Annotated in this window: 24 protein-coding genes; 20 read left to right on the forward strand and 4 right to left on the reverse strand. The window is 34.7% G+C overall.

The window, feature by feature from the left end; translation table 11 throughout:
* Window positions 1–202: 202 nt before the first annotated feature.
* Genes DWW68_RS10825 through spoVG form a run of 3 tightly spaced genes read left to right on the forward strand, consistent with a single transcriptional unit; the run spans window position 203 to window position 2893 of the window.
* The gene (locus DWW68_RS10825; protein ID WP_118589602.1) at window positions 203–1474 is read left to right on the forward strand and encodes a glucose-1-phosphate adenylyltransferase; all 1272 of its coding nucleotides are present in this window, start codon (window positions 203–205) and stop codon (window positions 1472–1474) included.
* On the forward strand, window positions 1474–2592 hold the full coding sequence (gene glgD / locus DWW68_RS10830) for a glucose-1-phosphate adenylyltransferase subunit GlgD (protein WP_118589601.1): 1119 nt from the start codon (window positions 1474–1476) through the stop codon (window positions 2590–2592). Before DWW68_RS10825 ends, glgD begins: the two co-directional genes overlap by 1 nt.
* Before the next feature lie 19 nt (window positions 2593–2611).
* On the forward strand, window positions 2612–2893 hold the full coding sequence (gene spoVG, locus DWW68_RS10835) for a septation regulator SpoVG (protein ID WP_021952371.1): 282 nt from the start codon (window positions 2612–2614) through the stop codon (window positions 2891–2893).
* A gap of 37 nt (window positions 2894–2930) precedes the next feature.
* Here the strand turns inward: spoVG and DWW68_RS10840 are convergent, their stop codons facing one another.
* Entirely contained in the window at window positions 2931–4052 is a 1122-nt protein-coding gene (locus DWW68_RS10840; RefSeq protein WP_118589600.1) for an acyltransferase, read from the reverse strand.
* Window positions 4053–4222: 170 nt separating this feature from the next.
* Here DWW68_RS10840 and pth point away from each other — a divergent pair, with 170 nt between their 5' ends.
* From pth to DWW68_RS10860, 4 genes are read left to right on the forward strand one after another with little or no spacing between them, the layout of a single operon-like run.
* The gene (gene pth / locus DWW68_RS10845) at window positions 4223–4777 is read left to right on the forward strand and encodes an aminoacyl-tRNA hydrolase (RefSeq protein WP_021952367.1); all 555 of its coding nucleotides are present in this window, start codon (window positions 4223–4225) and stop codon (window positions 4775–4777) included.
* 9 nt (window positions 4778–4786) lie between these two features.
* Window positions 4787–8284 (forward strand): transcription-repair coupling factor, encoded by a 3498-nt coding sequence (gene mfd, locus DWW68_RS10850; RefSeq protein ID WP_118589599.1) that lies wholly within the window; start codon window positions 4787–4789, stop codon window positions 8282–8284.
* 37 nt (window positions 8285–8321) lie between these two features.
* Window positions 8322–8966 carry a hypothetical protein gene (locus DWW68_RS10855; RefSeq protein ID WP_118589598.1) on the forward strand — a complete coding sequence of 215 codons (645 nt, stop codon included), beginning with the start codon at window positions 8322–8324 and terminating at the stop codon, window positions 8964–8966.
* The gene (locus DWW68_RS10860) at window positions 8963–10006 is read left to right on the forward strand and encodes a serine hydrolase (protein WP_118589597.1); all 1044 of its coding nucleotides are present in this window, start codon (window positions 8963–8965) and stop codon (window positions 10004–10006) included. Before DWW68_RS10855 ends, DWW68_RS10860 begins: the two co-directional genes overlap by 4 nt.
* Window positions 10007–10075: 69 nt before the next feature.
* Here the strand turns inward: DWW68_RS10860 and DWW68_RS10865 are convergent, their stop codons facing one another.
* From DWW68_RS10865 to DWW68_RS10875, 3 genes are all read right to left on the reverse strand, one after another.
* Entirely contained in the window at window positions 10076–10768 is a 693-nt protein-coding gene (locus tag DWW68_RS10865) for a J domain-containing protein (RefSeq protein ID WP_118589596.1), read from the reverse strand.
* 80 nt (window positions 10769–10848) lie between these two features.
* Window positions 10849–11679 carry a DUF5685 family protein gene (locus tag DWW68_RS10870; RefSeq protein WP_118589595.1) on the reverse strand — a complete coding sequence of 277 codons (831 nt, stop codon included), beginning with the start codon at window positions 11677–11679 and terminating at the stop codon, window positions 10849–10851.
* 1 nt (window position 11680) lies between these two features.
* On the reverse strand, window positions 11681–12091 hold the full coding sequence (locus DWW68_RS10875; RefSeq protein ID WP_021952361.1) for a hypothetical protein: 411 nt from the start codon (window positions 12089–12091) through the stop codon (window positions 11681–11683).
* Between the two features lie 224 nt (window positions 12092–12315).
* On the opposite strand from DWW68_RS10875, the gene DWW68_RS10880 reads away from it, so the two are divergent.
* The 13 genes from DWW68_RS10880 to DWW68_RS10940 all read left to right on the forward strand — a co-directional run bounded on the left by DWW68_RS10880 (window position 12316) and on the right by DWW68_RS10940 (window position 26268).
* Window positions 12316–13761 (forward strand): sugar transferase, encoded by a 1446-nt coding sequence (locus DWW68_RS10880; RefSeq protein WP_021952360.1) that lies wholly within the window; start codon window positions 12316–12318, stop codon window positions 13759–13761.
* A 35-nt stretch (window positions 13762–13796) separates the two neighbouring features.
* Complete coding sequence (locus tag DWW68_RS10885; protein ID WP_118589642.1) at window positions 13797–14996, forward strand: DUF1972 domain-containing protein; 1200 nt, start codon at window positions 13797–13799, stop codon at window positions 14994–14996.
* A 43-nt stretch (window positions 14997–15039) separates the two neighbouring features.
* The gene (locus DWW68_RS10890) at window positions 15040–15834 is read left to right on the forward strand and encodes a glycosyltransferase (RefSeq protein WP_118589594.1); all 795 of its coding nucleotides are present in this window, start codon (window positions 15040–15042) and stop codon (window positions 15832–15834) included.
* A 9-nt stretch (window positions 15835–15843) separates the two neighbouring features.
* On the forward strand, window positions 15844–17205 hold the full coding sequence (locus DWW68_RS10895; protein ID WP_118589593.1) for a hypothetical protein: 1362 nt from the start codon (window positions 15844–15846) through the stop codon (window positions 17203–17205).
* Window positions 17206–17215: 10 nt separating this feature from the next.
* Window positions 17216–17398, forward strand: a complete 183-nt coding sequence (locus DWW68_RS10900) for a hypothetical protein (RefSeq protein ID WP_118595006.1) — start codon at window positions 17216–17218, stop codon at window positions 17396–17398.
* A 5-nt stretch (window positions 17399–17403) separates the two neighbouring features.
* A complete protein-coding gene (locus tag DWW68_RS10905) occupies window positions 17404–18339 on the forward strand; it encodes a hypothetical protein (protein ID WP_118595008.1) in 936 nt (311 codons plus the stop codon).
* Between the two features lies 1 nt (window position 18340).
* On the forward strand, window positions 18341–19681 hold the full coding sequence (locus DWW68_RS10910; RefSeq protein ID WP_118589591.1) for a glycosyltransferase: 1341 nt from the start codon (window positions 18341–18343) through the stop codon (window positions 19679–19681).
* 11 nt (window positions 19682–19692) lie between these two features.
* Window positions 19693–20847, forward strand: coding sequence for a glycosyltransferase (locus tag DWW68_RS10915; RefSeq protein WP_118589590.1), 1155 nt, complete (start codon window positions 19693–19695; stop codon window positions 20845–20847).
* Window positions 20844–21731 carry a glycosyltransferase family 2 protein gene (locus tag DWW68_RS10920; protein WP_118589589.1) on the forward strand — a complete coding sequence of 296 codons (888 nt, stop codon included), beginning with the start codon at window positions 20844–20846 and terminating at the stop codon, window positions 21729–21731. The genes DWW68_RS10915 and DWW68_RS10920 overlap by 4 nt, the downstream gene beginning before the upstream one ends.
* A 77-nt stretch (window positions 21732–21808) precedes the next feature.
* Window positions 21809–23077 (forward strand): O-antigen ligase family protein, encoded by a 1269-nt coding sequence (locus DWW68_RS10925; protein ID WP_118589588.1) that lies wholly within the window; start codon window positions 21809–21811, stop codon window positions 23075–23077.
* 15 nt (window positions 23078–23092) lie between these two features.
* A complete protein-coding gene (locus tag DWW68_RS10930; RefSeq protein ID WP_118589587.1) occupies window positions 23093–24058 on the forward strand; it encodes a 2-hydroxyacid dehydrogenase in 966 nt (321 codons plus the stop codon).
* 10 nt (window positions 24059–24068) lie between these two features.
* Complete coding sequence (locus tag DWW68_RS10935) at window positions 24069–25364, forward strand: MmgE/PrpD family protein (protein WP_118589586.1); 1296 nt, start codon at window positions 24069–24071, stop codon at window positions 25362–25364.
* A 10-nt stretch (window positions 25365–25374) separates the two neighbouring features.
* Window positions 25375–26268 (forward strand): hypothetical protein, encoded by an 894-nt coding sequence (locus DWW68_RS10940; RefSeq protein ID WP_021952346.1) that lies wholly within the window; start codon window positions 25375–25377, stop codon window positions 26266–26268.

Genomic DNA, 26268 nt, shown 5'->3' on the forward strand with positions numbered 1-26268 from the left:
TTGTTAAAAATACAAAATAGATTAATGAAAAAATAAGAAATAGGAAAGAACAATAAAAAAATTGTACATTTTGCACAACGAAGAACGAAAAATGGCAAAAAAAAGAGAAAATATAAATAAAAAATAGGGGGAAAATGCTTTTATTATTAGCAATTTAATGCTATAATTTTATTACTTAATATAAGCAGCGAGGTGAGTTGACATGATAAAAAAAGAAATGATTGCAATGTTGTTAGCAGGTGGACAAGGCAGCCGTCTTGGTGTACTTACTGCAAAAGTTGCAAAACCGGCAGTTGCGTTTGGTGGAAAATATAAGATTATAGATTTCCCATTAAGCAACTGTATTAATTCGGGCGTTGATACGGTAGGTGTACTTACACAGTATCAGCCACTTAGGTTAAATGATCATATTGGCATTGGTATGCCATGGGATCTCGACCGCAATATCGGAGGTGTTACAGTTCTCCCGCCTTACGAAAAAAGTGAGAACACGGAATGGTACACAGGTACGGCTAATGCTATTTTCCAGAATATGAATTATATGGAAACGTATAATCCTGATTATGTTTTAATTTTGTCAGGGGATCATATTTATAAAATGGACTATGAAGTTATGCTGGATTACCACAAGGCAAATAATGCGGATGTTACTATTGCAGCTATGCCGGTACCAATAGAAGAGGCAAGCAGATTTGGTGTGGTAGTTACAGATGAAAATCATAAGATTACTGAATTTCAGGAGAAACCGGAACATCCAAAGAGCAATCTTGCTTCAATGGGTATTTACATATTTAGCTGGCCGGTTTTAAGGGATGCACTTATTAAACTGAAGGATCAGCCTAACTGTGATTTCGGTATGCATGTTATTCCATATGTTCATGAGAACGGAAAAAGAATTTTTGCATATGAATATACAGGATACTGGAAAGATGTAGGAACTCTTAAATCCTACTGGCAGGCAAACATGGAACTTATTGATATAGTTCCGGAATTTAATCTTTATGAAGAATTCTGGAAGATATATACCAAGAGCGAGGCGCTTCCACCACAGTATGTTTCAGCTGACTCTAAGATAGAGCGAAGCATTATCTGTAATGGATGTGAAGTAAGAGGTAATGTACATAATTCAGTTATAAGTGCAAATGTTGATATTGCTGAAGATGCAGAAGTTCATGATTCAATTATTATGCAGGGATGTAAGATTGGAAAGGGAACAAAGATTTATAACGCAATTGTAGCTGAAAACACCATTATCGGAGACAATTGTTCCATAGGTGTTGGAGAATATGCTGACAGCAAGTTAAGTCAGAAGATTTACAATTGCGAATTAGCAGTAATTGGTGAAAATTCCACAATTCCAAGTGGAGTTACTTTAGGTAAAAATGTAGCAGTATCAGGAAAGACAGAACTTTCAGATTACCCTGACGGAAAGCTTTCATCAGGTGACTATATAGTTAAGGCAGGTGAGATTTAATGAGAGCAGTTGGTATAATTTTAGCAGGTGGAAATAATAGCAGAATGAAGGAGCTTTCCAAGAAAAGAGCTGTAGGAGCAATGCCTATTGCGGGAAGCTACAGAGCAATTGATTTTGCACTTAGTAATATGTCAAACTCACATATTCAGAAGGTGGCAGTATTAACACAGTATAATGCGTGGTCATTAAATGAACATTTAAGTTCATCAAAATGGTGGGACTTTGGTAGAAAACAGGGAGGTCTCTTTGTATTTACACCGTCCATTACATCTGACAACGGTTTCTGGTACAGAGGAACAGCTGATGCCATTGCACAGAATATAGCTTTCCTAAAGAAAAGCCATGAACCTTATGTAGTTATTGCATCGGCAGATGCGGTATACAAGATGGACTATAACAAAGTTCTTGAAAAACATGTGGAAACAGGTGCCGACTTAACCATCGTATGCAAGAATGCAGGAGACAAGGCAGATGTATCGGAATATGGCGTTGTTAGTACGGATATTAATGGAAGAGTGGTAGATTTCGAGGAAAAACCACTTAATAAAGTTGGTGGACTTATATCTACAGGAATATATGTTATAAGAAGAAGACTTCTTATACAGCTTATTGAAAATTGCATTGCGGAAGACAGATACGATTTCGTAAACGACATTATAATAAGAAATAAAAGTACAAAGAAGATATATGTGTACAAAATAGATACATATTGGAAGAATATATCAAGTGTCAAGAATTATTATGATACAAATATGGACTTCTTAAAGCCGGAAGTAAGGGATTTCTTCTTTAGACAATATCCGGATATATATTCAAAGGTGGAGGATTTGCCACCGGCAAAATATAACACCGGAGCAGATGTAAGTAACAGTTTGATTTCCAGTGGAAGTATCATTAACGGAAAGGTTGAAGGCTCTGTTGTATTTAAGCAGGCGTATGTTGGAAATAACTGCGTTATTAAAAATTCCATTATTCTTAATGATGTGTATATTGGGGATAACGCGGTTATTGAAAATTGCATTGTGGAAAGTCACAGTACCATTAATCCGGGAGAGCATCTTGGAGATGAAAATGAATTAAAGATTATCAATGAAAGAAATTTCAGATATAGCTTGTAATAAGAAAGGGAGTAAAAATATGAACATAACAGACGTAAGAGTTAGAAAGATGACAAAAGAGGGCAAAATGAAAGCAGTTGTTTCAATTACAATTGACAACGAATTTGTTGTTCATGACATAAAGGTCGTTGAGGGAGACAAGGGACTTTTCATTGCAATGCCAAGTAGAAAGGCAGCAGATGGGGAGTACAGAGACATTGCCCATCCAATTAACTCAGATACCCGCAGCAATATTCAGAAAATAGTACTTGATGCTTATGAGAAAGCACTGTTAGAACCGGAAATTTCAGAGGAAGCATAAAAAGCAATTTTTTTAGAATAAGATCAAAAGGGAAGCATTATTTCATGGAAGTATCCGTGGAGTAATGCTTTTTCCCTGTAATAATATTTGTTACAAGAAATGTTAAGACAAATATTATGGTTACCTCAATTATACCTATATACCAGGTTGCAGCAGGAGAAAAGAAACTAAATATTGCATGTACATACAGTCTGATAGGGTAATGAATCAGAAACCAATACATAGTGTTATTTCCTGCTTTAACGTGGAAGGAATTAGATAAAGCTTTTGATATATACCCTCTTTCAAAAGCAAATATGTATATTAAAAGAACACATAGTAAAAAGTCTACTATATATTTTATGTGAATATCAATGGTTATACTATTTCTGAAAACAAACCATAAGATATTTAACAAAACAATAACAGTTTCAGAAAAAGTATTAAATAAAGTTAAATTGCTTTTTGATAACTTTACCATATCACAGAGAAGTATTCCTGAAATAAGGTAAAAAATTCGAAGATAAGGAGAAGTGTATGATAGTGAGTCAAAAAAGGTTCTGCTTTCAATAGCCTCAAATATATAATAAAAAATAATTATTAAGGCAAGATTAATTCCACAAAAAAGAGACACGGCTTTTAAGCTGTTTTTTATTTTTTCATTTAGTTTTAGTAAAAGAGGGCAACATATATATAATAAAAACAAAGTTGATAAAAACCAGCCAACAGAATTAATTCCAGTACTTAATTGGAGAATACCTGTTGAAGATTGAACTAAAAATATGTCCAGAATAAGTTTAAATATAGTTTTGCAAAAGGCAACAATAATTGTATTTCCATCTGAAATACTGAAATATAGGCAATATGGTAAACATACAAATAAAAGAATAAAATAAACAGGATATATTTTTTTTATGCGCTTGATGCCATATGAAATGGAGCCACCAAGTGTTATCCGTGGTAAATGTTCGTTGCTTTTATATGAATATGCGAGTCCAAAGCCTGAGAGTATAAAGAAAAAATTAACAGCAACATAAGCATTATGAAAAAAACGTGAATAAACATAGCCATTGGGTAGCAAAGACAAAAATTCCATATGAGATAACATTATGATAATCATCATGTAAAACCGAAGTCCGGTAAATGAATTGATTCTTTTTTTTGAAACACTACTATTCATGTAAAAAATCCCCTTTATAAATATTACTTTGTTAAGAATAAGTTATTAAAAAGAATAAGTCAATAAAAAGGCTGTAAGAATACGGTAAATTCGTTGATTAATGATAATTTATGGTTTATAATCTGCAGATACGGGGGGACAATATAAATCAGATTAGTTAGGAGATTAATATGTACGCAATAATAGGTTTGGGAAATCCGGATAAAAAATATGACAAGACAAGGCATAACGTAGGATTTGATGTTATTGATGAGTTGGCACGGCAAATGGCAGTGGAGGTAAAGACAAAACGGCATAAAGCTTTGTGCGGTATAGGTCAGATTGGTGCAGAAAAGGTTGTTTTAGTAAAACCCCAGACATATATGAATCTAAGTGGAGAATCTGTTAGGGCTGTAATTGATTTCTACAAATTAAACCCGGAAAGTGATATAATAGTAATATCTGATGATATTAGCCTGCCTACCGGTAAAATCAGAATAAGGGCAAAGGGAAGTGCAGGAGGTCATAACGGACTAAAAAGCATTATTGCCCATGCAGGTACAGATAAGTTTAAGAGAATTAAAGTGGGAGTAGGGGCTAACGAAGGAGATTTGGTTAAGCACGTTCTTGGAAAATTCTCTAAACAGGATAGAGTGGTCGTAGATGAGGCTATAAGAAATGCAGCGTCTGCAGCAGAAGTGATGGTAATATGTGGCGTGGAGGAAGCCATGAATAAATTTAACTAGGAGCAGAGAATGAATAGTTTTTACTATCCTCTTTTAAAATTAAATGAATATGAGCAGGTCAGGGACTGTCTGTCACAGAAAAAAACATGTCAGGTTACAGGATGCAGTGACTCCCAGCTTGCACATTTTATAACAGGATTAAGCGATGGCTACAGGCAGAAAGTCATCGTTACTTTTAGTGCATTAAAAGCAAAGGAAATATACGACGATATAAAGGGATTTACAGACGATGTGGTAATGTATCCCTCTAAGGATTTCATATTTTTCAGTGCTGATGTTCACGGAAATCTTATTTTACAGCAACGTTTGGAATTTATTGAAAAAATAGTAGAAGATAAGCCTTTTACGGTAATTGTAACAGCAGATGCCTTTATGGACAAAATTCAGCCTCTTGATAAAATAAAAGACAATTATCTGGAAATATCAGAGGGTAGCGTAATAGAGCAGGATGCCCTTAAAAAGAAACTGGTTAAAATGGGTTATGAGGCTGTGGAACAGGTGGATAGTCCGGGGCAGTTTGCTATAAGGGGAAGCATAATTGATATTTATACCTTAACAGATGAGGTGCCTTACAGAATAGATTTTTGGGATGACGAGGTTGACATAATAAAGAGTTTTGAAATAGAAAACCAGCGTTCAATAGAGAATCTTGAAAGTATAAAGATATATCCTGCCACAGAATATTTCTTTACAGAGGAAGAGATAAAGGCAGGACTTGATAAAATTAAGTTAGAATTAAACAAAACAGTAGAGAAGTTTAGAAAGAAGTTTAAAACAGAGGAAGCCCATAGACTTAAAACTACAGTGGAAGAGTTTATAACAAATATGGAAATAAATCCTTTTGGAGTATCTATAGATAGTTATGTAAACTATTTTTCTGACAGCCTTACAAGTCTTTTGGAATATTTTGACAACCCTATATTTTTTATTGATGAACCAAAGCGTGTGTTAGAGCAGTTAAATGCAGTTAACGGGGAGTTTAAGGACAGCATGACTAACAGGCTGGAGAAGGGCTACGTTCTCCCGGGGCAGACAGATGTACTTTGGAACAAAGAGAGAATAACAGATAAAATAAATTCATATACAAAGGTAGTATTTACTGCCATTGCACAAAAGGTTTCGGTATTTGATACAGAAGATTTTGTGGAAGTAGATGCAAGAAACATAAGTCCTTATAATAACAAATTTGAGATGCTTGTAGAGGATCTTAAAAGATATAAAAAGCAAAAATACAGCGTATTGCTGGTAACCACGTCGGCTACAAGAGGACAGCGTTTAGCAGAAGATCTGCGGGATTTTGAAATTAGTGCATTTTATGAAAAAGACGATACGAGAGAGGTAAATCCCGGGGAAGTAATGATTATTTCCGGAAGGCTTAGAAAGGGATTTACATATCCCATGGTGAAATTTGTTGCCATTTCGGATACGGATATTTTCGGAGAACGGAAGAAAAAGCGCAGAAAGAAACATGGATATTCAGGAAGTAATATATCCAGCTTTTCTGATTTAAATATAGGGGATTACGTGGTACACGAAAACCATGGACTGGGAATATACCGGGGAATTGAAAAGGTGGAAGTAGACCATGTGGTAAAGGACTATATAAAGATAGAGTATGCAGGTGGAAGTAATTTATATATATTGGCAACTCAGCTTGATATGATTCAAAAATATGCCGACAGCGAGGCAAAGAAGCCAAAGCTTAACCGTCTTGGTGGTCAGGAATGGAACAAAACAAAGTCAAAGGTTAAGAAGGCTGTTGCAGAAATTGCCAAGGAACTGGTGGAACTTTATGCTATAAGACAAAATGGTCAGGGATATGTATTTTCGCCGGATACAGAGTGGCAAAAGGAATTTGAGGAAATGTTTCCTTTTGAGGAAACGGATGATCAGTTAAATGCCATAAATGAAGTTAAAAAAGACATGGAAAGCACCAAAATCATGGACCGTCTTATATGCGGTGACGTTGGCTTTGGAAAAACGGAAATTGCCATTAGAGCGGCATTTAAGGCAATACAGGATAACAAGCAGGTGGCGTATTTAGTGCCAACAACAGTGCTGGCACAGCAGCATTATAAAACATTTAAACAAAGATTTAAGGATTTCCCGGTAAGGGTGGAAATGCTTTCAAGATTTAGAACAAAATCAAACATAGACCAGAATATAAGAGATTTAAAAAAGGGATATGTGGATATAGTAATAGGAACTCACAGACTTTTATCTAAGGATGTTAAATTTAAGGATTTGGGTCTTTTGATTATTGACGAGGAGCAGAGATTTGGCGTAAAGCATAAGGAACAGATAAAGGAACTGAAAAACAACGTTGATGTTATTACATTAACGGCAACGCCAATTCCAAGAACCCTTCATATGAGCCTTATTGGCATAAGAGATATGTGTGTTATGGAGGAACCTCCTCAGGACAGAATGCCTATTCAGACCTTTGTAATGGAATATAATGAGGAGATTGCAAGGGACGCAATTAACCGTGAACTGGCAAGAGGAGGACAGGTTTATTTTGTTCACAACCGGGTTCAGGATATTGCAGATATGGCGGCAAGTGTTCAAAACATGGTGCCGGATGCCAATGTGGCATTTGCCCACGGACAAATGAGTGAGCGGCAGCTAGAAGAAATTATGTATGACTTTGTTAATGGAGACATTGATGTACTTGTAAGTACCACAATTATTGAAACGGGTCTGGATATTCCAAATGCCAACACCATTATTATTCACGATGCGGAGCGTATGGGATTGTCACAGCTTTATCAGTTAAGAGGCCGTGTGGGACGTTCAAACCGTATGGCATATGCATTTTTAATGTATAGCAGAAATAAAATGCTTACGGAAGTGGCTGAAAAACGTCTTGGTGCCATAAGAGACTTTACAGAGTTAGGTTCCGGGGTGAAAATTGCCATGAGAGATTTGGAAATCAGAGGAACAGGAAATCTTCTAGGTGCCCAGCAAAGCGGACATTTAGAAGCAGTGGGATATGATTTGTACTGTAAAATGCTAAATCAGGCTATTGAGGTATTAAAGGGTGAAACACCGGAAGAAGACTTTGAAACTAAGATTGATTTAATGTGTGATGCTTTTGTTCCTGCATCTTATATTAAGAATGAAACTCTTAAAATGGATATATATAAGAGAATTGCAGGAATTGAAACTGACGAAGAGTACGAGGATATGCAGGACGAACTTATTGACAGGTTTGGGGATATACCGTCTCAGGTTGAAAATCTGTTACAGGTTGTTTTGCTTAAGGCAGCGGCTCACAAGGTTTACATTACGGAAATCAGTGGAACTAAAGACAAAATGAAAATAATGATGTGGAATCAGGCCAAAATAGATGTTGAGAGAATACCGATTCTTGTAAGGGAGTACAAAGGCAGACTTAAGTTTGTTACCGGTGATACACCGTACTTTGTTTATTCACCAAAGCCTGATGATGACAATGTAATTGGAAGGGCAGGAAAACTGGTAGAATCCATGTCCACACTTGTTTAGCAGTAAAGTCGCCATAAAGGTGCAGAATGGAGATTATATGAAAAAATTAGCAGTTGTTTTAATGTTAGCAGTGGTATTTACCATGACGCTGACAGGTTGCAGTAAGGACAAAGGCAATCAGGAAACTACCGCAGGTCAGGTTGATTTGTCGTCAAACAGTGAAGTTGCCATAAATGCAGGTGGTATTGGAGTTTTAACAGATGAAGTAAGATACTATGCTTACACGGCCCAGGCAACATATGAGGCTTACTATATTTCGGAAAACAAAAATATAGACTGGAAAAGCGATATGAAAAAAGGCGTTTCCTGGCAGGAGGGAATAAAGAGTATTGTTCTGGACGATATTTGCCGCAGGGAATATTTTTGTTCTCTGGCAAAAAAATACGATGTCCAACTTTCTGACAGTGACGAGGACAATGTAAAAGCAGCTGTTAATGATTTTTTTGAAGAATCTGATAGTGGTCTTGTTAAAAAAATTGATATTAAAAGACAGCGGCTTATAGAGATTTTTGAAAAACAGAAAATTCAACAGAGAGTTGAAAGTAACGTTAATTCCTCTGACGACAATGCTGCCGATAATATGTATAAAAAGTGGAAAAAAGCAAATACTGTTACGGCAGGAGCAAGTTGGGATGAAATTAATTTTAATGAACATATATTTACATTGGAGGATGCAAAGTGAGAAGTCGATTGACTTGCGTAATCAGTGCAACCATGGCAGTTTTGCTTATTGTTTGCACTGTAAATTATGCATTTAATACAGGTAAGGAAAAAAAGAAAAATGGGAATCCGGTAATGGAGGCAGCTCAAAAGGAAGTTGTGGTTCAGGATTTTATACATGATAATTATGTAATTACAGAAAAAAATCCATGGACGGATTATAGCCTTCATCCGGTTAATTATAAGGAAACCAAAAGCAGTTCCTTTAGTGAAAATATTAGTGCACAGTCAGCAATATTGGTTGACATAAAATCAAATAATGTTCTTTATGCTAAAAACGAAAATACGCATATGTACCCGGCAAGTACCACAAAGTTAATGACAGCACTTACGGTTTTACAGATTATGAATGTTAATGATGTAGTTACAATAGGGGATGAAATAACCTTTATTGCTTCTGATTCCAGCAAGGCAGGTTTTTCCAGAGGACAGGTGGTAACAGTAAAGGAACTGTTGCAGGGACTTTTAATTTCATCAGGAAATGATGCTGCATATGTTTTGGCAAAGGCGGCAGGTCAGGAAATTTTTGAGGATAATATTGCCAATGAAGGAAAGACCTTTACTTCCCAGCAGTGCGTACAGCGTTTTGTATTGGAAATGAACAGAAATGTAAGGGACATGGAATTGGAAAATACCCATTTCACATCTCCTGACGGATACGACGATGATGATCAATATACCACAGCAACGGATTTATCTAAGATAGCAATTGAGGCATACAGTAATTCAGTTATTGCAGATATATGTGGTAAAAGTTCTGCATATTCAGATACACTTAGTAAAACATGGACTTCTACTAATGCACTGTTAAATAAAAATGGAAATTTTTATTACGAATATTGTCAGGGATTGAAAACAGGAAGTACCGGATTGGCAGGAAAATGTCTTGTGTCAGTTGGGAAAAAGGGTGATAAGGAATGTGTCAGCGTGGTACTTAACGACAATACAGACGAGCAGCGGTGGAATGATGCGAAAAAAATGTTGAAATATGGATTAGAGTAAATAAGATGTTTTAATAAATAGGGGCTGTCGCACTGAATGAGCGACAGCCCCATAATTACGTAATATCATTTAGCATCTGCAACATAAATTCATAAGACATAACGCAGTACATGGATCAGAACAACAAAACATGTTATCCGGGTCACCGCCATATGAGTATTGTCTCTGATTGTACCATTGCCCACCACTTTCCAAGGTCTGAACCAGACGCTGATATGTGGCATTATTTGGTTCCATTTGAAGGGCTGTCTTTGCCATGTCAAGGGCAATAACATTATTTCCTACACCATTATTGGCAATGGCACTGAGGAAATACCAACGGGCATTTCGGTCATTTATGTTATTAAGTACGTTTAATGCTTCATTAAATCTGCCGTTGTTTATATAATTAGAAGCGGCAGAATAATATGAATCATCCTGACTGTATCCGGTATTTCTTCCATAGGAACCGCCGAAATCATCAAAGCCACCAAAACCACCAAAGCCTCCAAAAGGATTGCCATTATACTGACCGTAAGGGTTACCGTTATATCCACCACCGGAGTAGTTGCCGGAACCACCGGAATATCCGCTTTTACGCTCATTCATAATTTGGTCGTATGCCTGACCTACAAGCTTAAACATTTCTTCAGCTTTATCCTTGTTGGGATTGTTAATATTAGCATCCGGGTGATATTTTCTGCTTAACTTTCTATATGCTGTTTTAACTTCATCATCTGTGGCACTTGGGTCTATGCCAAGAACCTTATATGGATCGTTCATTTTGTATCTCTCAATCTGTTAAATTTAAAACTTTTTCACAATGAAACTTACGTTATATAAAGGATAACCATGGAAACGAATTATTTATTTTCAGTGCCTGTACCGGTTCTCTCTTTATAGATGGTGCTAAATCTGTTCCATACCCCGGCATAGAGAATATTGCGAAGTATTTCCGCATTTTCGAGAATAGGCAGGGTCTCAAATTCTTTGGAACATTCAGCCATCATCATAGTAAGCATCTGCTTTATTCTATCATCAAAACCGGGATTTTGGCAAATTTCCTTAAAAGGATTGTAGGAATTTTTCTTAATGTCCTTTTCTAAATCGTCATAGGCATCCAAAATATAAATAAATTTTCCAAGGAAAAATCCCATACGTGACAGCGTATCGCTCCAACGGTCTTTATGTGGAACAAACAAAATTGCCATAATTTTACCGAAAATCCCTGCCATAACATCAATGCCTGTCTCATTATTTTTTTCGCGGGTACCGAGCTCGTTAAGCAATGAAGCTATAGCCTGGGATTTTTCCAGGTAATCATTTTTTCCTAATTTAATTAGTTTGGCAAATAAAAGCTTAATAACATTCCGGTCATCCTTCCAGTCATCCATAGACTTGTAATAGGACAAGATAATGTTCATATCTGCCACATAATCTGTATATTTAGAAGATATCATGCGGCGCTTTTTTGTGGGATGTGCAATGCATCTGTGCATTTCATCGAAGATTTCCGGTTCATAAAGTGCCGTTAAAAGCATACTTAAAAAAGTCATGTCATAGGTTAGGGTAAGCTGTCCCATAAAACCATAGCGCTTCTTTAATGACCGGCACAGTCCACAATAATAACCTTTGTAAATGTCAAATTCTTTAATTTTTAATTCCGGTTTATTTACAACAACATATCCAAACATATTAACTTCTTCTTATAAATTTATTGTTACATTTAGGACAGCGGATTTCGATTTTGCCGTGTCCCTTGGGAATACGGATTTTCTGACCGCAGCCGGGACACTTGAAAAATTTATAATATTTTCTCTGCTCCCTGGCTTCTTTACTGAAATTTTTATTAAATTTAATTTTAGAAATTATTCTTAAATACTTTTCGTTTTCAGCTGCACGCTTATATATGTTTCTTGAAAACATTCTAAAGTAAAGAAGAACAATAGAAGCAAATATAAAAAGGCTTAATACAGAATTTACTGCACCTTTTGTGAAAAAGGAAAGAATGCAAAGAACAAATGTTACACCAAGTATAAATCTTGATAACTGGTCAATGCCGTATCTGCCATACATAAAATTGGAAAATTTATTTCTAAAGTTCATAACAAAACTCCTTTCAGAACAAATAACAATTCATAATATACAAATTACCAATTCTAAAAGGCAAAATCAATAATCATGGGGCATATTTAACACATAAGTCACAAAAGTTTACAAATATTCCATATTTACAATTAGTAGATAATAAGATAAAATAAAAACGATATTGGGTCGAAAAATGTAGCAAATATAACTTGATATTGGGGCAAACTTGGGAGGGTACATATATGCATATAAAAAAAAGCAGCTGGATAAAGCATTTTGACTTTATTCTGGCCGATTTGATATGCTTAAACATAACATTTAATCTTGCATATTGGTTAAGACACGGAATTGCAAATGTATACGAAATAAAAGATTATCGAATGATAATGATTATGATAATGGTTTTGCATTTTTGTATAACATATTTTTCAAATTGGTACTCAGGAATTTTGAAACGTGGATATTTCGGAGAATTTCAAAAGGTATTTATATATAATTTGGAAATGATAGCAGTGGTTTTCAGCTATTTGTTTGTTATGCAGTTAAGTATACAGTATTCGAGATTGACATTTATAAGCTATTTTTGTATTAATACCATAGTTATGTATATGGTGCATATAATTTTGAAAAAAATTATTAATGATAATGAGGGACTGTCTAAGTATAACAGGGTAAAAATTTTGGTGTTAGTCAATGAGGAAATGGCTGTGGATTCGGTTAATCTTATAAAAGACGGTCATGATAAAACCTATGATGTTGTGGGAATAGCCATTGTGGAGCCGGAATCAAAGTGTAGTGAAATTATGGGAATACCGGTAGTGGCGTATGGTAAAGACGTATATGAATATGTTTGTCATAACGTAATAGATGATGTACTTATATGTATGGACCCGGGCAGACAGGATGAAATCGAGCGGGTCACAAATAAGTTTTTGGAAATGGGAGTAACAGTGCATGTTAAGATGAATATGTTTACACAGGGACTTCCCAATGTATATTTTGGCAGAATTAATGCAGTTAATGTTTTAACAACAAGTATGAAGACGGTGCAGCCTTATGAGATTTTCTTAAAGAGGGCGCTGGATATATGTGCCGGCATTGTGGGCTGTCTCATAACAGCGATATTGTTTATTTTTATCGCACCGGCAATTAAAATTGCTGACCCTAAAGGTCCTGTATTTTTTGGACAGGAAAGGGTTGGAAAGAACGGCAGAAAGTTTAAAATATACAAATTCCGTTCAATGTATTCAGATGCTGAAGAACGTAAGAAGGAACTTATGGATAAAAATAAAATGAGTGGTCTTATGTTTAAAATAGATGCAGACCCTAGAATTATAGGAAGCGGACCGGACGGAAAGAGAAAAGGTTTAGGTCATTTCTTGAGAGCTTCGTCTTTAGATGAGTTTCCAAATTTCTGGAGTATCCTTAAAGGCGACATGAGTTTAGTAGGAACCAGACCGCCAACAATGGATGAGTACGAGAAGTATGAGCTACATCATAAAAGCAGACTGGCTGCCAAGCCGGGGCTTACAGGAATTTGGCAGGTGAGTGGCAGAAGCGATTTTACGGATTTTGAAGAAGTTGTTAAGTTAGACAACGAATATATAAAAAATTGGACTATCGGACTTGACATAAAGATTATTTTAAAAACAGTCGTGGTAGTAATTGCAAGGAGAGGTTCAGTATAAAATATTAAATTATGAATAAGAGAATGGGAGCTGTAATGAATAGTAATTTTACAGACACATCCAAAAGACATATATTTATTGTGGGATGTAAAGGTATTCCTACCAGATATGGCGGATTTGAAACCTTCGTAGATAAATTAACGGAATATACCAAAGATAAGAGTATTCAGTATCATGTTTCAAGGATATTAGATGATAGTGAATATGATGAAAATAATACTGAATATGAGTATAACGGTGCACATTGTTTTGATATAAAACAGCGCATGGGCGGACCTCAAAAAGCTATATTTTATGATGTTGATGCTATAAAATACAGTGTTGACTATATCAAAAAATATAATCTTAAGGAGCCTGTTATTTATGTGCTTGCCTGCAGGATAGGGCCTTTTATTGGAAAGTTTAAAAGGGAGATACATGAACTTGGTGGGCGACTTTATGTAAACCCGGATGGACATGAATGGAAACGTGCCAAATGGAGTGCTCCCGTTAGAAAATACTGGAAAATATCAGAGCGTCTTATGGTTAAAAATGCTGACTTGCTTATTTGCGACAGCATAGGCATTGAAAATTACATAAAGGAAGATTACAAAAAGTATAATCCAAAAACCACATTTATCGCTTACGGCGCTGAAACATCCAAGTCAACTTTGACAGATGATGACAACAAGGTAAAGGAGTGGTTTTCAGAGTTTAACATAAAGTTTAAGAATTACTATGTGGTTGTGGGACGGTTTGTGCCGGAAAACAACTTTGAGACAATTATAAGGGAGTTTATGAAGTCGAAAACGAAGAAAGATTTGGTGATTGTAACGGATTGTCAAAATAATGCTTTCTACGATGAACTCCTGAAAAGCACAGGCTTTAATAAGGACAGTCGGATTAAGTTTGTAGGCACGGTTTATGACCAACCGTTATTAAAGAAAATAAGGGAAAATGCCTTTGCATACATTCACGGACATTCTGTTGGTGGAACAAATCCAAGTCTTCTTGAGGCATTAGGTCTTACAGATGTAAACCTCTTATTTGATGTTATATTTAACAGGGAAGTGGCAGAAGACGGAGCTAAATATTGGAGTTTAGATGACGGGGATTTGGCAGCTTTAATAGACAAAACAGATAATATGAGTGAAAATGAGATAGAGACTATAGGTAACAAAGCTAAAAAACGAATTGATAATTTTTACAACTGGGAATACATAACTGAAAAATATCAGAAGTTGTTTAGAAAATAATAGGATATAGAACAGACCAGAATTACATTCTGGTCTTTTTGAAATGAAAAGAATGAATCATATGATTGAAAATGGTAAAATAGTTCATTGTTGTTGGTTTGGAAAAGAAAAAATGCCACAAAGGTACGTGGACTTTTTGGAAAATAATAAGAAATTCTTTCCCGGATACCGATTTATAGTGTGGACAGAGGATAATTTTGATATTTACAGCTGTGATTATGCTGCACAGGCGTATGACAAAGGAAAATATGCTTTTGTTAGTGACTATGTCAGAATGAAGGTTTTATATGAGTATGGAGGAATATATCTTGACCTTGATGTAGAATTTTTGAAGAAGTTTAGTGATATTGAGGCAGGAAAAGAATTTATGGGGTTTGAAAGAAGAAAGTATTTAGGAACCGCAGTTATAAGTCTAAAGAAACACAGTATAATTGCAAAAAAAATGCTGGATTATTATGAAAATAATCCGTTTCTTTCAAAAAATGGAGCTATGGATACCGTGGCAAATGTGTCACTTCTTACTGAAATTATGGTGGAAGAGGGACTTGTGTTAGGTGGGGAGAAACAAAAGGTGTCAGGCATAGACATATATCCAAGGGAATATTTTTACCCTAAAAAGTTAGGAGAAGGGGTGTTTAGAACTACAGAGCAGACAGTAGCTATTCATTATTGTGATAACAGTTGGATGAGTGCAAGAGAGAAAAAACGTGGCAACAGCAAAATATGGATATCCTTTTTCAGACCATTATTACAAAAGGCAAAAAAAGTATTGATTTCAATTTTTGGAAGTAAGGCAACAAGGAAGATAGAAATAAAAATTAGAAACATATTAAAGTAGGAGAAGTATATGTGGAACCGAAAGTGCGGTGAAATACTGGTAGAATATGTTAAAAAATTAAATGACAACAATATACGCTACTTTATTTTGAGAAATTATCAGGGATTGCCTTTTGATAATCAATCAAAAGATGTGGATATAGTAATTGAGCCGGAAAAAATTAAACAGGCACATACATTGTTAAAACAAATAATGAATGGTGCCGGGTTGGAATATTACGACGAGTTTAGGACAGGGGCAATGATATGTTGTCATGGAATGAGTCTGAAACAAAAGACGGCAATACACATAGATATAATAGAAGGTTTAAGCATAAAGGGGATTGAATTAGAGGATTTTAGCAGACTATATAAAAACACAATAAGCTACAATAATCTTACGGTGCTGCAACCCCAATACGAGGCATTTTGGCTATATATAATGAAGGTGACAGGTCAGAAAAAACTGCAACTGAAAGAAGAATATTCTAAAAAAATAATTAATCTTATAAGAAATGATAAAGAGTTTTTTTTAGAAGAAATGTCACGCAGGATGTGGGGAAGCTACGGCAGACATATTGAGAAAGCAATAAAGGAAGACAGAATCGATGTACTATTTAAGGAATATAGAAAAATAAGCAAAAATATAATATTTTCTTTAACTAAGAAAAAGCCTGTTAAGGTTTTAGCAGGCAGAATGGAATTTGTGCTGGAAAAAATACATAGAATACTTTTTCGCTATAGAAAGTTTTCCAGAACATTTTGTGTTATTGCACCGGATGGTACGGGAAAATCCACAGTTATTGATAAAGTTATAGAAAAAATAAATTATTATTATATATGTGAAAATAAGTGCAATCTGTATCATTTCAGACCGGGAATAATTCCTAATTTAAAGGATGTTTTCGGGGAAAAAACAAAGGAACAAAATTTAGAGGAAAATTATGCACTTGAAAGAAAAAAATTAGAGCAGGCAAAGCCAAAAGGTTCACTTATCAGAATATGTTACTATTCTTTTGATTATATAGTCGGATGGAGAAAAAAAGTACGAAGAGATGTACATTATGACAGATATTCAGTTTTTGACAGATATAGCTACGACCTGATTGTAGATCCGAAACGAAGCAAAATTAACCTTCCATACTGCGTCAGACGATTTTTTGTGGCATTAACGCCGAAACCTAAAGTTACATTTGTGTTAAAGGCAAGACCACAGGTTATACACAATAGAAAAAAGGAATTAACCATTGAAGAAATTAGCAGACAGTCAGCGGAATATGAAAGGTTAAAGAAGTATTATAAAAAAATATATTATCTAAATGCAGAAGATGACGTTGATACAATAAGTAACGAAATACTAAAAATTGTGTTTGATAATTGTTTGGAATATTAGAGGAGCTGCAATGGCACAGAATAAATTATATGCTGAAATATTTTCTGAAGATGTTTATGGCGAAAAATACTATTTAATAGATAATGGAAATAAAACATGGATTATTCCCGAAAAAAACATGAAATACGGTTTTGGAATACTTCAGGCATCTAATTTTAAGGCAAAATTGGTAAAGATTTTTTTCCGGTCTTAAGGGACGTGATACCTGCAAGAAAAATATGCAAGTGTACGCCTAAGTACCTTAAGATAAATGACGGAATCAAAGACATAATAGAAAAATATTGCAAAGATAAATATGAATGTTCCGTATATTATGGAAACCTGAAGGAATCTGTTCAAAACCACAAGGCTGTCATACAGGTATTTAACAAAGATAAAACTTTTTTCTACATGAAAATATCAGAAGAAAAAACAGTTAAAGATTTATTTGAAAAAGAATTAACTGCCCTGAAATTTTTAAAGGAAAAAAATGTGAGAAATATACCCGCAGGCATTGGAATTGCAAAAAAAGGCAGTTGGGATATTTTTATACAGGAAAATGTTGCAGAAGATAACAGAAGCTGCTACCGGTTTTTGGATAAACACTGGAGATTTATTGCTGATATGTACGAAAAAACTAAAGTGAAAATTAGTTTTGAAAACAGTGATATGTATGAACCGGTTATGTTTTTAAAACATTGTGCGAAAGAAGAAACTTTAGTTGGTGAAGAAGACAGTATTATGTATGCTATAAGAAAAACAGAAAGTTTCTTAAAAAACAGTGATTTTTATTATAGTTTCGCCCATGGGGATTTTACACCAAAGAATACATGCATAAAGAATAAAGAGGTGTATGCCTTTGACTTTGAATATTGTATAAAAACAGCAACACCGTTTTTTGATTTTTTTCATTATATTTGTCAGAAAAGTATAATGTTTAACGATATGAACATACAGGAAACTTTTAGGGTGTATAAAAAATACAAGAGTAAACTGTATAATTACTGTAATACACCTAACATGCTGTTTGTATCATATTTGCTTTATATTATAGTCTTTTATCTGAAGAGGGATGACAAAAACACAGATACAAGAAAAGGTCAGTTAAAGTTTAGAATAGAGTTAATAAAAAAGTTATTGCAAGAAGAGGATTAAATTGAAGATATTACATTATTCACTAGGATTCCCACCATATGCAAGAGGTGGACTGACAAAATATGCAATAGATATTGCTACAGAACAGGTAAGGCAGGGACATGATGTGGGAATGCTTTGGCCAGGCCGGGTTTTAAATGGTTCGTCAATAAAAATTAAACAGGGTAAAGCCTTTCAGGGAATAAAAAGTTTTGAACTTGAAAATCCTGAATATTTGCCACAGATATACGGAATCAGAGAATTTGACGGATTTCAAAAAAATGTAGACACAAAGGTATATGAAGAATTTTTAAATAGAGAAAAGCCTGATGCAATACACATTCATACTTTAATGGGAATGCACATTGGCTTCTTAGAAACAGCAAATAAATTAAAAATAAAAACCGTTTATACGACTCATGATTTTTTTGGAATATGTCCTAAAACAACACTGTTTTTTAATAATGAAATATGTGAGAAAAATTTTGAATGCAAAGGATGCTATACCTGCTGTGAAAATGCTTTGTCTATTAAAAAAATGAAACTTTTACAAAGTCCGTTATACAGAAACATAAAAAATACTAAAATACTTGGAGTTCTAAGAAAATACAAAAAGAACAAAATTTTTGTAAATGAAAGCGGATTAAAGGAATTACAAAAAGAGGATAAGATTTATAGTGAAAATTACCGGAAATTAAGAGAAGGATATATCAGGTATTTTGAAAAAATATCCACCATTCACTTTAACAGCACATACATGAGGGATGTTTTTAGAAATTATATAAATGTTGACAAAGGAATCGTGTGTAATATAACTCACGGGGAAATTAAAGATAATAAAAAGAAGTACACAAAAACAATAGAAAATAATGTTGTAAAAATATCTTATTTAGGACCAATTGCGGAATATAAAGGCTTTTATGTCCTTAAGGAAGCATTAAATCAGTTGTATCAGGAAGGAATAAGAAACTTTCAGCTAACGGTCTATAATGGCGGCGAAAATATGGCACCATATATTAATAATAAGCCTTCATTTAAGTACGAGGAGCTTGATAAGGTGATGAATGAGGCAGATTTGGTTGTAGCATTACGTGATGTATCTTATGGCTTTACGGTTTTAGAGGCATTAAGTTACGGAGTGCCGGTAATGGTTACAGATAAAGTTGGGGCAAAGGATTTAGTATGTCCCGGAAAAACCGGAATTATATGTGATTATGACCTTGAAATGATAAAAAAAGAATTAAGGGAACTTTTAAATAATCCGGAAAAGATAGGAAAAATGAAAAATAATGTACTAAATATGTTTGAAGTACCTTTAATTAGTGGGCATGTGCAGGATATAATTAATGGTATATACAGATAAAGGTGAAGGAAATGAATAAAAAAGTATTAATTGTTTCATATTATTTAAATTTACGGGATACTGACCGTTGCTATACAGTTTACAATTATTTTAAGGAAAAGGGATATGATGTAGAGGCATTATGTGGAAATTATGACCATAATTCCAAGAAAAAAGTTAGATATAATCTTGAGGGCGTCAGGGAAATAGAAGTTATTCCATACAAAAAGAATATGTCTTTAACAAGAATGATTTCAGCGGTGAAATTTGCTTTTGACGTGGTAAAATTGTTGAAAACGCGTACAGCAGATGTTGTATATGTTGTGGGACCACCTAATTCAACGGCATATGTTTTGTCTAAAAAACTAAAAAATACATATTTGGTATCGGATATTTATGATTTGTATCCGGAGACAATTCCATTTAATAAAAATGTTAAAAAAGTGGCTAATGTTTTAGGATTTTGGTGGTGGTCGCATATGAGAAATTATGCAATGAAAAAATGTGACTGTTTTATCGGATCATGTAAATATTATTTTGAATTGTTGGGGATAAAAGAGGATGAAAAAAAGAAAGTAGTGCCTTTGTGTAAGAGCAATAAAAAGGTAGAGCGGACAGAAGTTGTACCTAACGACAAATTAAATATTCTTTATTTGGGAGCATTAACAGGAAACTATGATTTTGAAGGGTTGGTAAAAATGCTGTCCATAATAAAAGAAAAGAAGGATGTTGAGTTATTTATTATTGGAGAAGGTCCGAGAAAAGAATGGCTTTTAAATGAATTAAAGGATAAGAAAATAAAGTATAATTTTATGGGACGTATATATGATGATGCTGTTAAGGAAGAAGTAATGAAAAAATGTCATTTCGGCTTCAATGGATTTAAGGAAAATGTGGCAATTGCATTATCTTATAAGAGTATGGAGTACATGTCTAACGGATTAGCTTTAATTAATTGCTGTAAAAGTGATACGTGGAACATGGTAAGGGAAAAGAATATTGGAATAAATTATAATCATGGTATAATAAATCAGGTGGCAGACGAAATATGCAAATTAAGTGCAGATGAAATATTCGAAATGCAGAAAAATGCTATTATACAGTATGATGAAAATTATTCTTACGACTGTTACAAAAAGAAAATGGACAGGATATTCGGGCAGCCGGTATCGGGAGTTGACAGATGATAGAAAATGTATTAGTAGTTTTAAACTATAATGATTACAATACAATAGAAAAGTTTTTGAATAATGCAGTACATATTGAAAGTATCGATAAATTAATTGTAGTGGATAATTGCTCTACGGACAATTCCTTTGAGAAGCTGCGTGCATATGAAAGTGAAAAAACAGATGTCATTAAGACTGAAAAAAACGGTGGATATGCATATGGAAACAATTTTGGAATTAAATATGCCATGGACAAATATTCGCCAAAGTATGTGTTTGTTTCAAACCCGGATGTGGAGTTTGATGCAGAAGTGATTAATTCAATACTGGGATTTTTTGAAAATAAAGAACAGAAAAATATTAAAATAGGGGTGGTAACAGGAAGTATGGTTACTACCACACAGGCTAAAATATGTCCCGCATGGAAATTACCTACATATGCAGACTGTTTGTGGGAAAACATGATAGTGCTCAGGAAACTACTAAAAATAAAAGGCGTGTATTATGACAGAAATTATTTTCAACAGAATGAAAGCAGGGTTGATGTTGTAAGCGGGGCTTTTTTTGCCGTGAAGGCAGAAACCTTTTTGGATGTAGGTATGTTTGATGAAGGAACTTTTCTATACGGTGAAGAAAATATATTGGCATTTAAGCTAAAAAGCAAGGGATATGTCAGTTATGTATTAAATAATCATAATTTTTTACATCATCATTCAGTAAGTATATCAAAAAGTATTAAATCTACGGGAAAAAGATTAGATTTGGCATATGAGAGCAGATGTCTGTATCTGGATAAATATCTTAAAGCTGGAAAAATAAAAAAAATTATACACACAGTTACATATAGGTTGGGAAAGATGAATTATCTGCTATTAAGTAAATTGTTATCTCATAGAAAATAAGAAAGTTATTAGAGATATATTAGACGAATTGGTGCCAAATAAGAGGCGATATATATTTACAAAAAAGAGGAATAAGTATGATTATAAGAATTAAATGGAAAAATGATATAATGTGGCCGTTACTTATAATATTTATGGTGAGATTTTATACTGAAAACTATCAGCTTGCATTTATACTCGATGTAATATGGATGATGACGATGATATTTAAAAACGGAAAAATTGCTTTTCACCTGCCGCGGGTGAAGGGGATGCTCTTGTTTGTGGCTATGATAGTAATATCTGCATATATCGGGGGACTTAGCAATGATGTAAGAGATATTGTAAAAGATGTGTTCTATGTAGCGCAGACATTGGTAATAATTATGATAGGATATCAGTGCTATTATTTGAAAAAGACAAAGGACGTAAAGAAAACTCTATATATAGCGGGATTGGGTATGGCTATATTTTCTGTAGGAAGAGTAATTTTAAACATAACACAGATAACAGATATGCATTCAATTCGTGAGATATCAAGTAGGGAAGTATACGAAGTAGCATTTATATTATGTATACTGTTAGCAGACAAACTTGTAATGAACAGGGTGATTTTTACCAACACAATTGATTGGGTAGCGGCAGCTCTTATGTTATTAAACGTTATATTATCAATGGGAAGAGCACAGATAGTATCTATGTTCGCCATGATCGTTGCAATGCTGATTTTTAATGTACTTATTGGTAAAAACAGAGCCGGCAGATTGGTAAAGCTGTCAATATCAGTAGCAATATTGGTCATAATAAGCTTTCTGCTATATCTGGCTCTGCCACAAAACATACAAGATGAATTTAATGATAAAATGACTGTCAGCTTTAATGAAATAAGTAGTGACGAAGATTATGATGGATATATGAAGGCTATTCAGCACTGGCGTGGATTTGAGATAGAGCAGGCAAAAATACAATGGGAAAAAGCACCGGTATGGCAGAAGATATTAGGGGAAGGCCTTGGGACTTATATACAGGTCAAATATATTCCAAGTGAATTTACGGAGGATATGCATAGAGGTAAGTCGATAGCGCTTCTGCACAATGCGTATTATACGTTGCTTATCAAAGGAGGATTGCTAGGCACATTTTCTCTAATATGGCTTTATATTTCAAATATTATACCGTTTTTTAAGGTGAAAAATTATTATCTTAAGAGAGAAACTATTGTAATGGCTATGATAACGGTAGGAATGATGATCATGAGTTATATTGTAAATGGAAATTTTGGATTCAGGACGTGGATTGCCTGGGGAATAATGATCGGATGGATAAATGCAGAAATAAGAGCATTTAAGAAAAATGGAGTTTATTAATTAAAGGAGAAAACTTTGAAAATTTTACTTACAAATCATTATGACGGTAAACCCGCAGAAATTATAAAAAGTGTAGTGCCTGACGGATTTGAACTGGAAATGTTAGAAAGCGTTTCACAACAGGAGCTTGAAGATAAGGTTAAATATGCAGATTATTTGTTAGTCAGCGGAAGATTAAGAATTAACAGAAAAGTGCTTGGAAATGCGGTTGATATAAAAATGATACAGAGGACCGGAGTGGGCCTTGATACAATAGATTTGGATTATATTAAGAAAAACAACATTCCACTTTATGTAAACAAGGGCGTGAATGCTCAAAGTGTTGCTGAACATACGATACTTCTCATGCTGGCAACACTTAGAAATTTAGTGGAGATTAATGAAAATACTAAAAATGGGATTTGGAAAAAACAGGCACAGGGAGTTTGCACATACGAGCTTAGTGGGAAAACAGTGGGACTTATCGGAATGGGGACAATAGGTAGAAAAGTGGCAGAAATGCTTAAGGTATTCGGTGCCAAAGCTTTGTATAATGATGTTCTGCAAATGAAAGAGGAAGATGAAGTAAGATTGGGAATAACGTATTGTACCATTAAAGAGATAATTGAAAAATCGGATATTATTTCACTTCACTGCCCGTTAACAACGGAGACTAAACACATAATTGATAACAGGGCTGTCAACAAAATGAAAAATGGTGTTATACTTATAAATACCGCAAGGGGCGGATTGATTGACGAGATTGCTCTTGTTAATGGAATAAAAAGCGGGAAAATAGCAGGTGTAGGAATAGATGTCTATGAGAGGGAGCCTGTTGAAAATAATGAACTGCTACAACTTAAAAAAGTTATAACAACACCTCATATAGGAGGAGTTACATATGACAGCTTTTACCAAATGATGCATGATGCAATGAGGAACATTGAAATGTTTGATAAGGGACAGTTACAGGAAATAGAGAATAGCAGATATATATTTTAGGAGCTTACAAATGAACGTTACTGATTTGATGCTGGATTATATCATTAAAAAATCCAATAACGACATATCTGATGAGGTATATTTAAAGTCAAAATACTGCCTCATTGATTATCTTGGAGTGACTTATGCAGGAGCAAAGGAAAATATAGATACAATAGAAAAAGTATGTGGACAAAAAAGAGCGTCCGGTGACATTAACATTTGTGGCACGGATGTATCCACAGATATGTTAAGGGCAGCATTTTTCAATGGATATAATGCCCACACCATGGAATTAGATGATGGAAGCCGTTTTGGAATGATTCATTTAGGAGCAGCAGTTATTTCACCTTTAGTTGCAATGATACAAAAGGAAAATATAGATTATAAAAATTTCCTAAAGGCAATAATAATGGGATACGAAATGGCAGTAAGATGCTCCATTGCAATGCAGCCGGAACATAAAAAAAGAGGCTTTCATACATCGGGAACATGTGGAACATTAGGTGCGGCAGTAGCAGTGGCTGTGGCTATGGGATATAACAGGGAACAGCTGAAATCAACCATATCGGCAGCGGCAACCGGTGCAGCAGGAGCGTTGGAAATACAGGAAAACAGCTCTCTGTTGAAACCATATAATTTAGGCCATGCAGCTATGTCAGGGCTTATGGCAGCAGAAATGGGAAAAGCCTCCATTTCAGGTCCCGATGATATACTTGGAGGCAAAAGAGGGGTTTTTCGTTTACTGGGAAAAGATATTAATTTAGATTGCTTTAAAGAAACCGATTATTTTGAAATAGGGAGAATATACGTAAAACCGTATGCAGCATGCAGACATTGCCACACGGCAATAGAAGCAGCACTTAGGCTAAGAAATGGAATAAAAAACACTAAAGACATTAAAGAAATAAATGTTTATACATATAAATTGGCAATTTTAGGGCATGATCACAAAGAAATACAGGGAAAAAGCTCTGCAAAATTAAGTATACCCTACAGCGTGGCAAGTTCAATAATTTTAGGAAAAAGCGATATAACGGCGTTTGAAGAAAACAATATACAAAATGGTGATATTTTAGAGCTTACCAATAAGGTAAATGTTTTTGAGAATGAGGAGTATACAAAAGAGACATCAAATAAGAGAATTTCTAAAGTGGAAGTTGTCATGAAAAATGGAGAAAGATTTTGCAAAGAGATAAAGTACGCAAAGGGTGATCCGGAAAATCCTATGAGCCACAGGGAAATAATTGACAAGTTTAACTATATGATGAAGTGGTGTGGCAAAGAAGATAAAGGAAATGTTATTTTAAATAAATTGGAAAGATAGGAGAAAAGTTATGAAGGAAACCAGAGAATTTTTGAAGTCAATAGGAATGCCGGAAGGGGATGCTTATGACCTTCCTACATCTGAGAAAAGATTCCATGATGGAGGACAGTACCGTTTTGAGGTACCGGGAATACAAAGTCCTAAGGTAATGGAAGCATTACTGGATGAAATGGATAAATATCAGATAAGCTTACACAGAGTAACCCAGACAAAGGGCATTATGATGTTAACAGATAATGAAATAATGGAAATGGTAAAACTGGCTAAGGATTACGGAACGGATTTGATTTTAGCAATAGGACCAAGAGCCACAACAGATACAAGCGCTTCCGTAAATACTCCGGAAGGTGTAAGAATGGGGTATAGGCTTCGGGGTCAGGAGCAGATTGTAAGAGCTGTTGAAGATGTAAAAAGAGCAGCAGCATTTGGATGCCGTTCATTTTTAGTATATGATGAAGGATGCTTATGGCTTCTCAATGAAATGAGAAAAGCAGGAGAAATACCGGCAGATTGCCATTTTAAGATTTCAGCCCATGCAGGACACGGAAATCCATGCTCAGCTAAGTTACTTGAATCCATTGGAGCTAACTCAATTAACCCTGTAAGAGATATCCAGTTACAGATGCTTGCAGCAATGCGTCAGGCAATAGACATACCTATTGATATTCATACTGAAAATCCTAAGTCAACAGGAGGCTTTATAAGACATTACGAAGTGCCTGAAATGATAAGAATTGCAGCACCTATTTACTTAAAGACAGGTGGCTCTGTGGCAAAAACACATAGCTGGGACAGCTCAGAAGCAGATGCAAAGCAGAGGGCAAAACAGGTGTCATTAGTTAAGAGAGTTATAGATGCATATTATCCTGAGGCAATACAGTCACCGAAAGGAAGTATAAGATAG

It is taken from the genome of Eubacterium sp. AF16-48 (assembly GCF_003479405.1).
Taxonomy (GTDB): domain Bacteria; phylum Bacillota; class Clostridia; order Lachnospirales; family Lachnospiraceae; genus Eubacterium_G; species Eubacterium_G segne.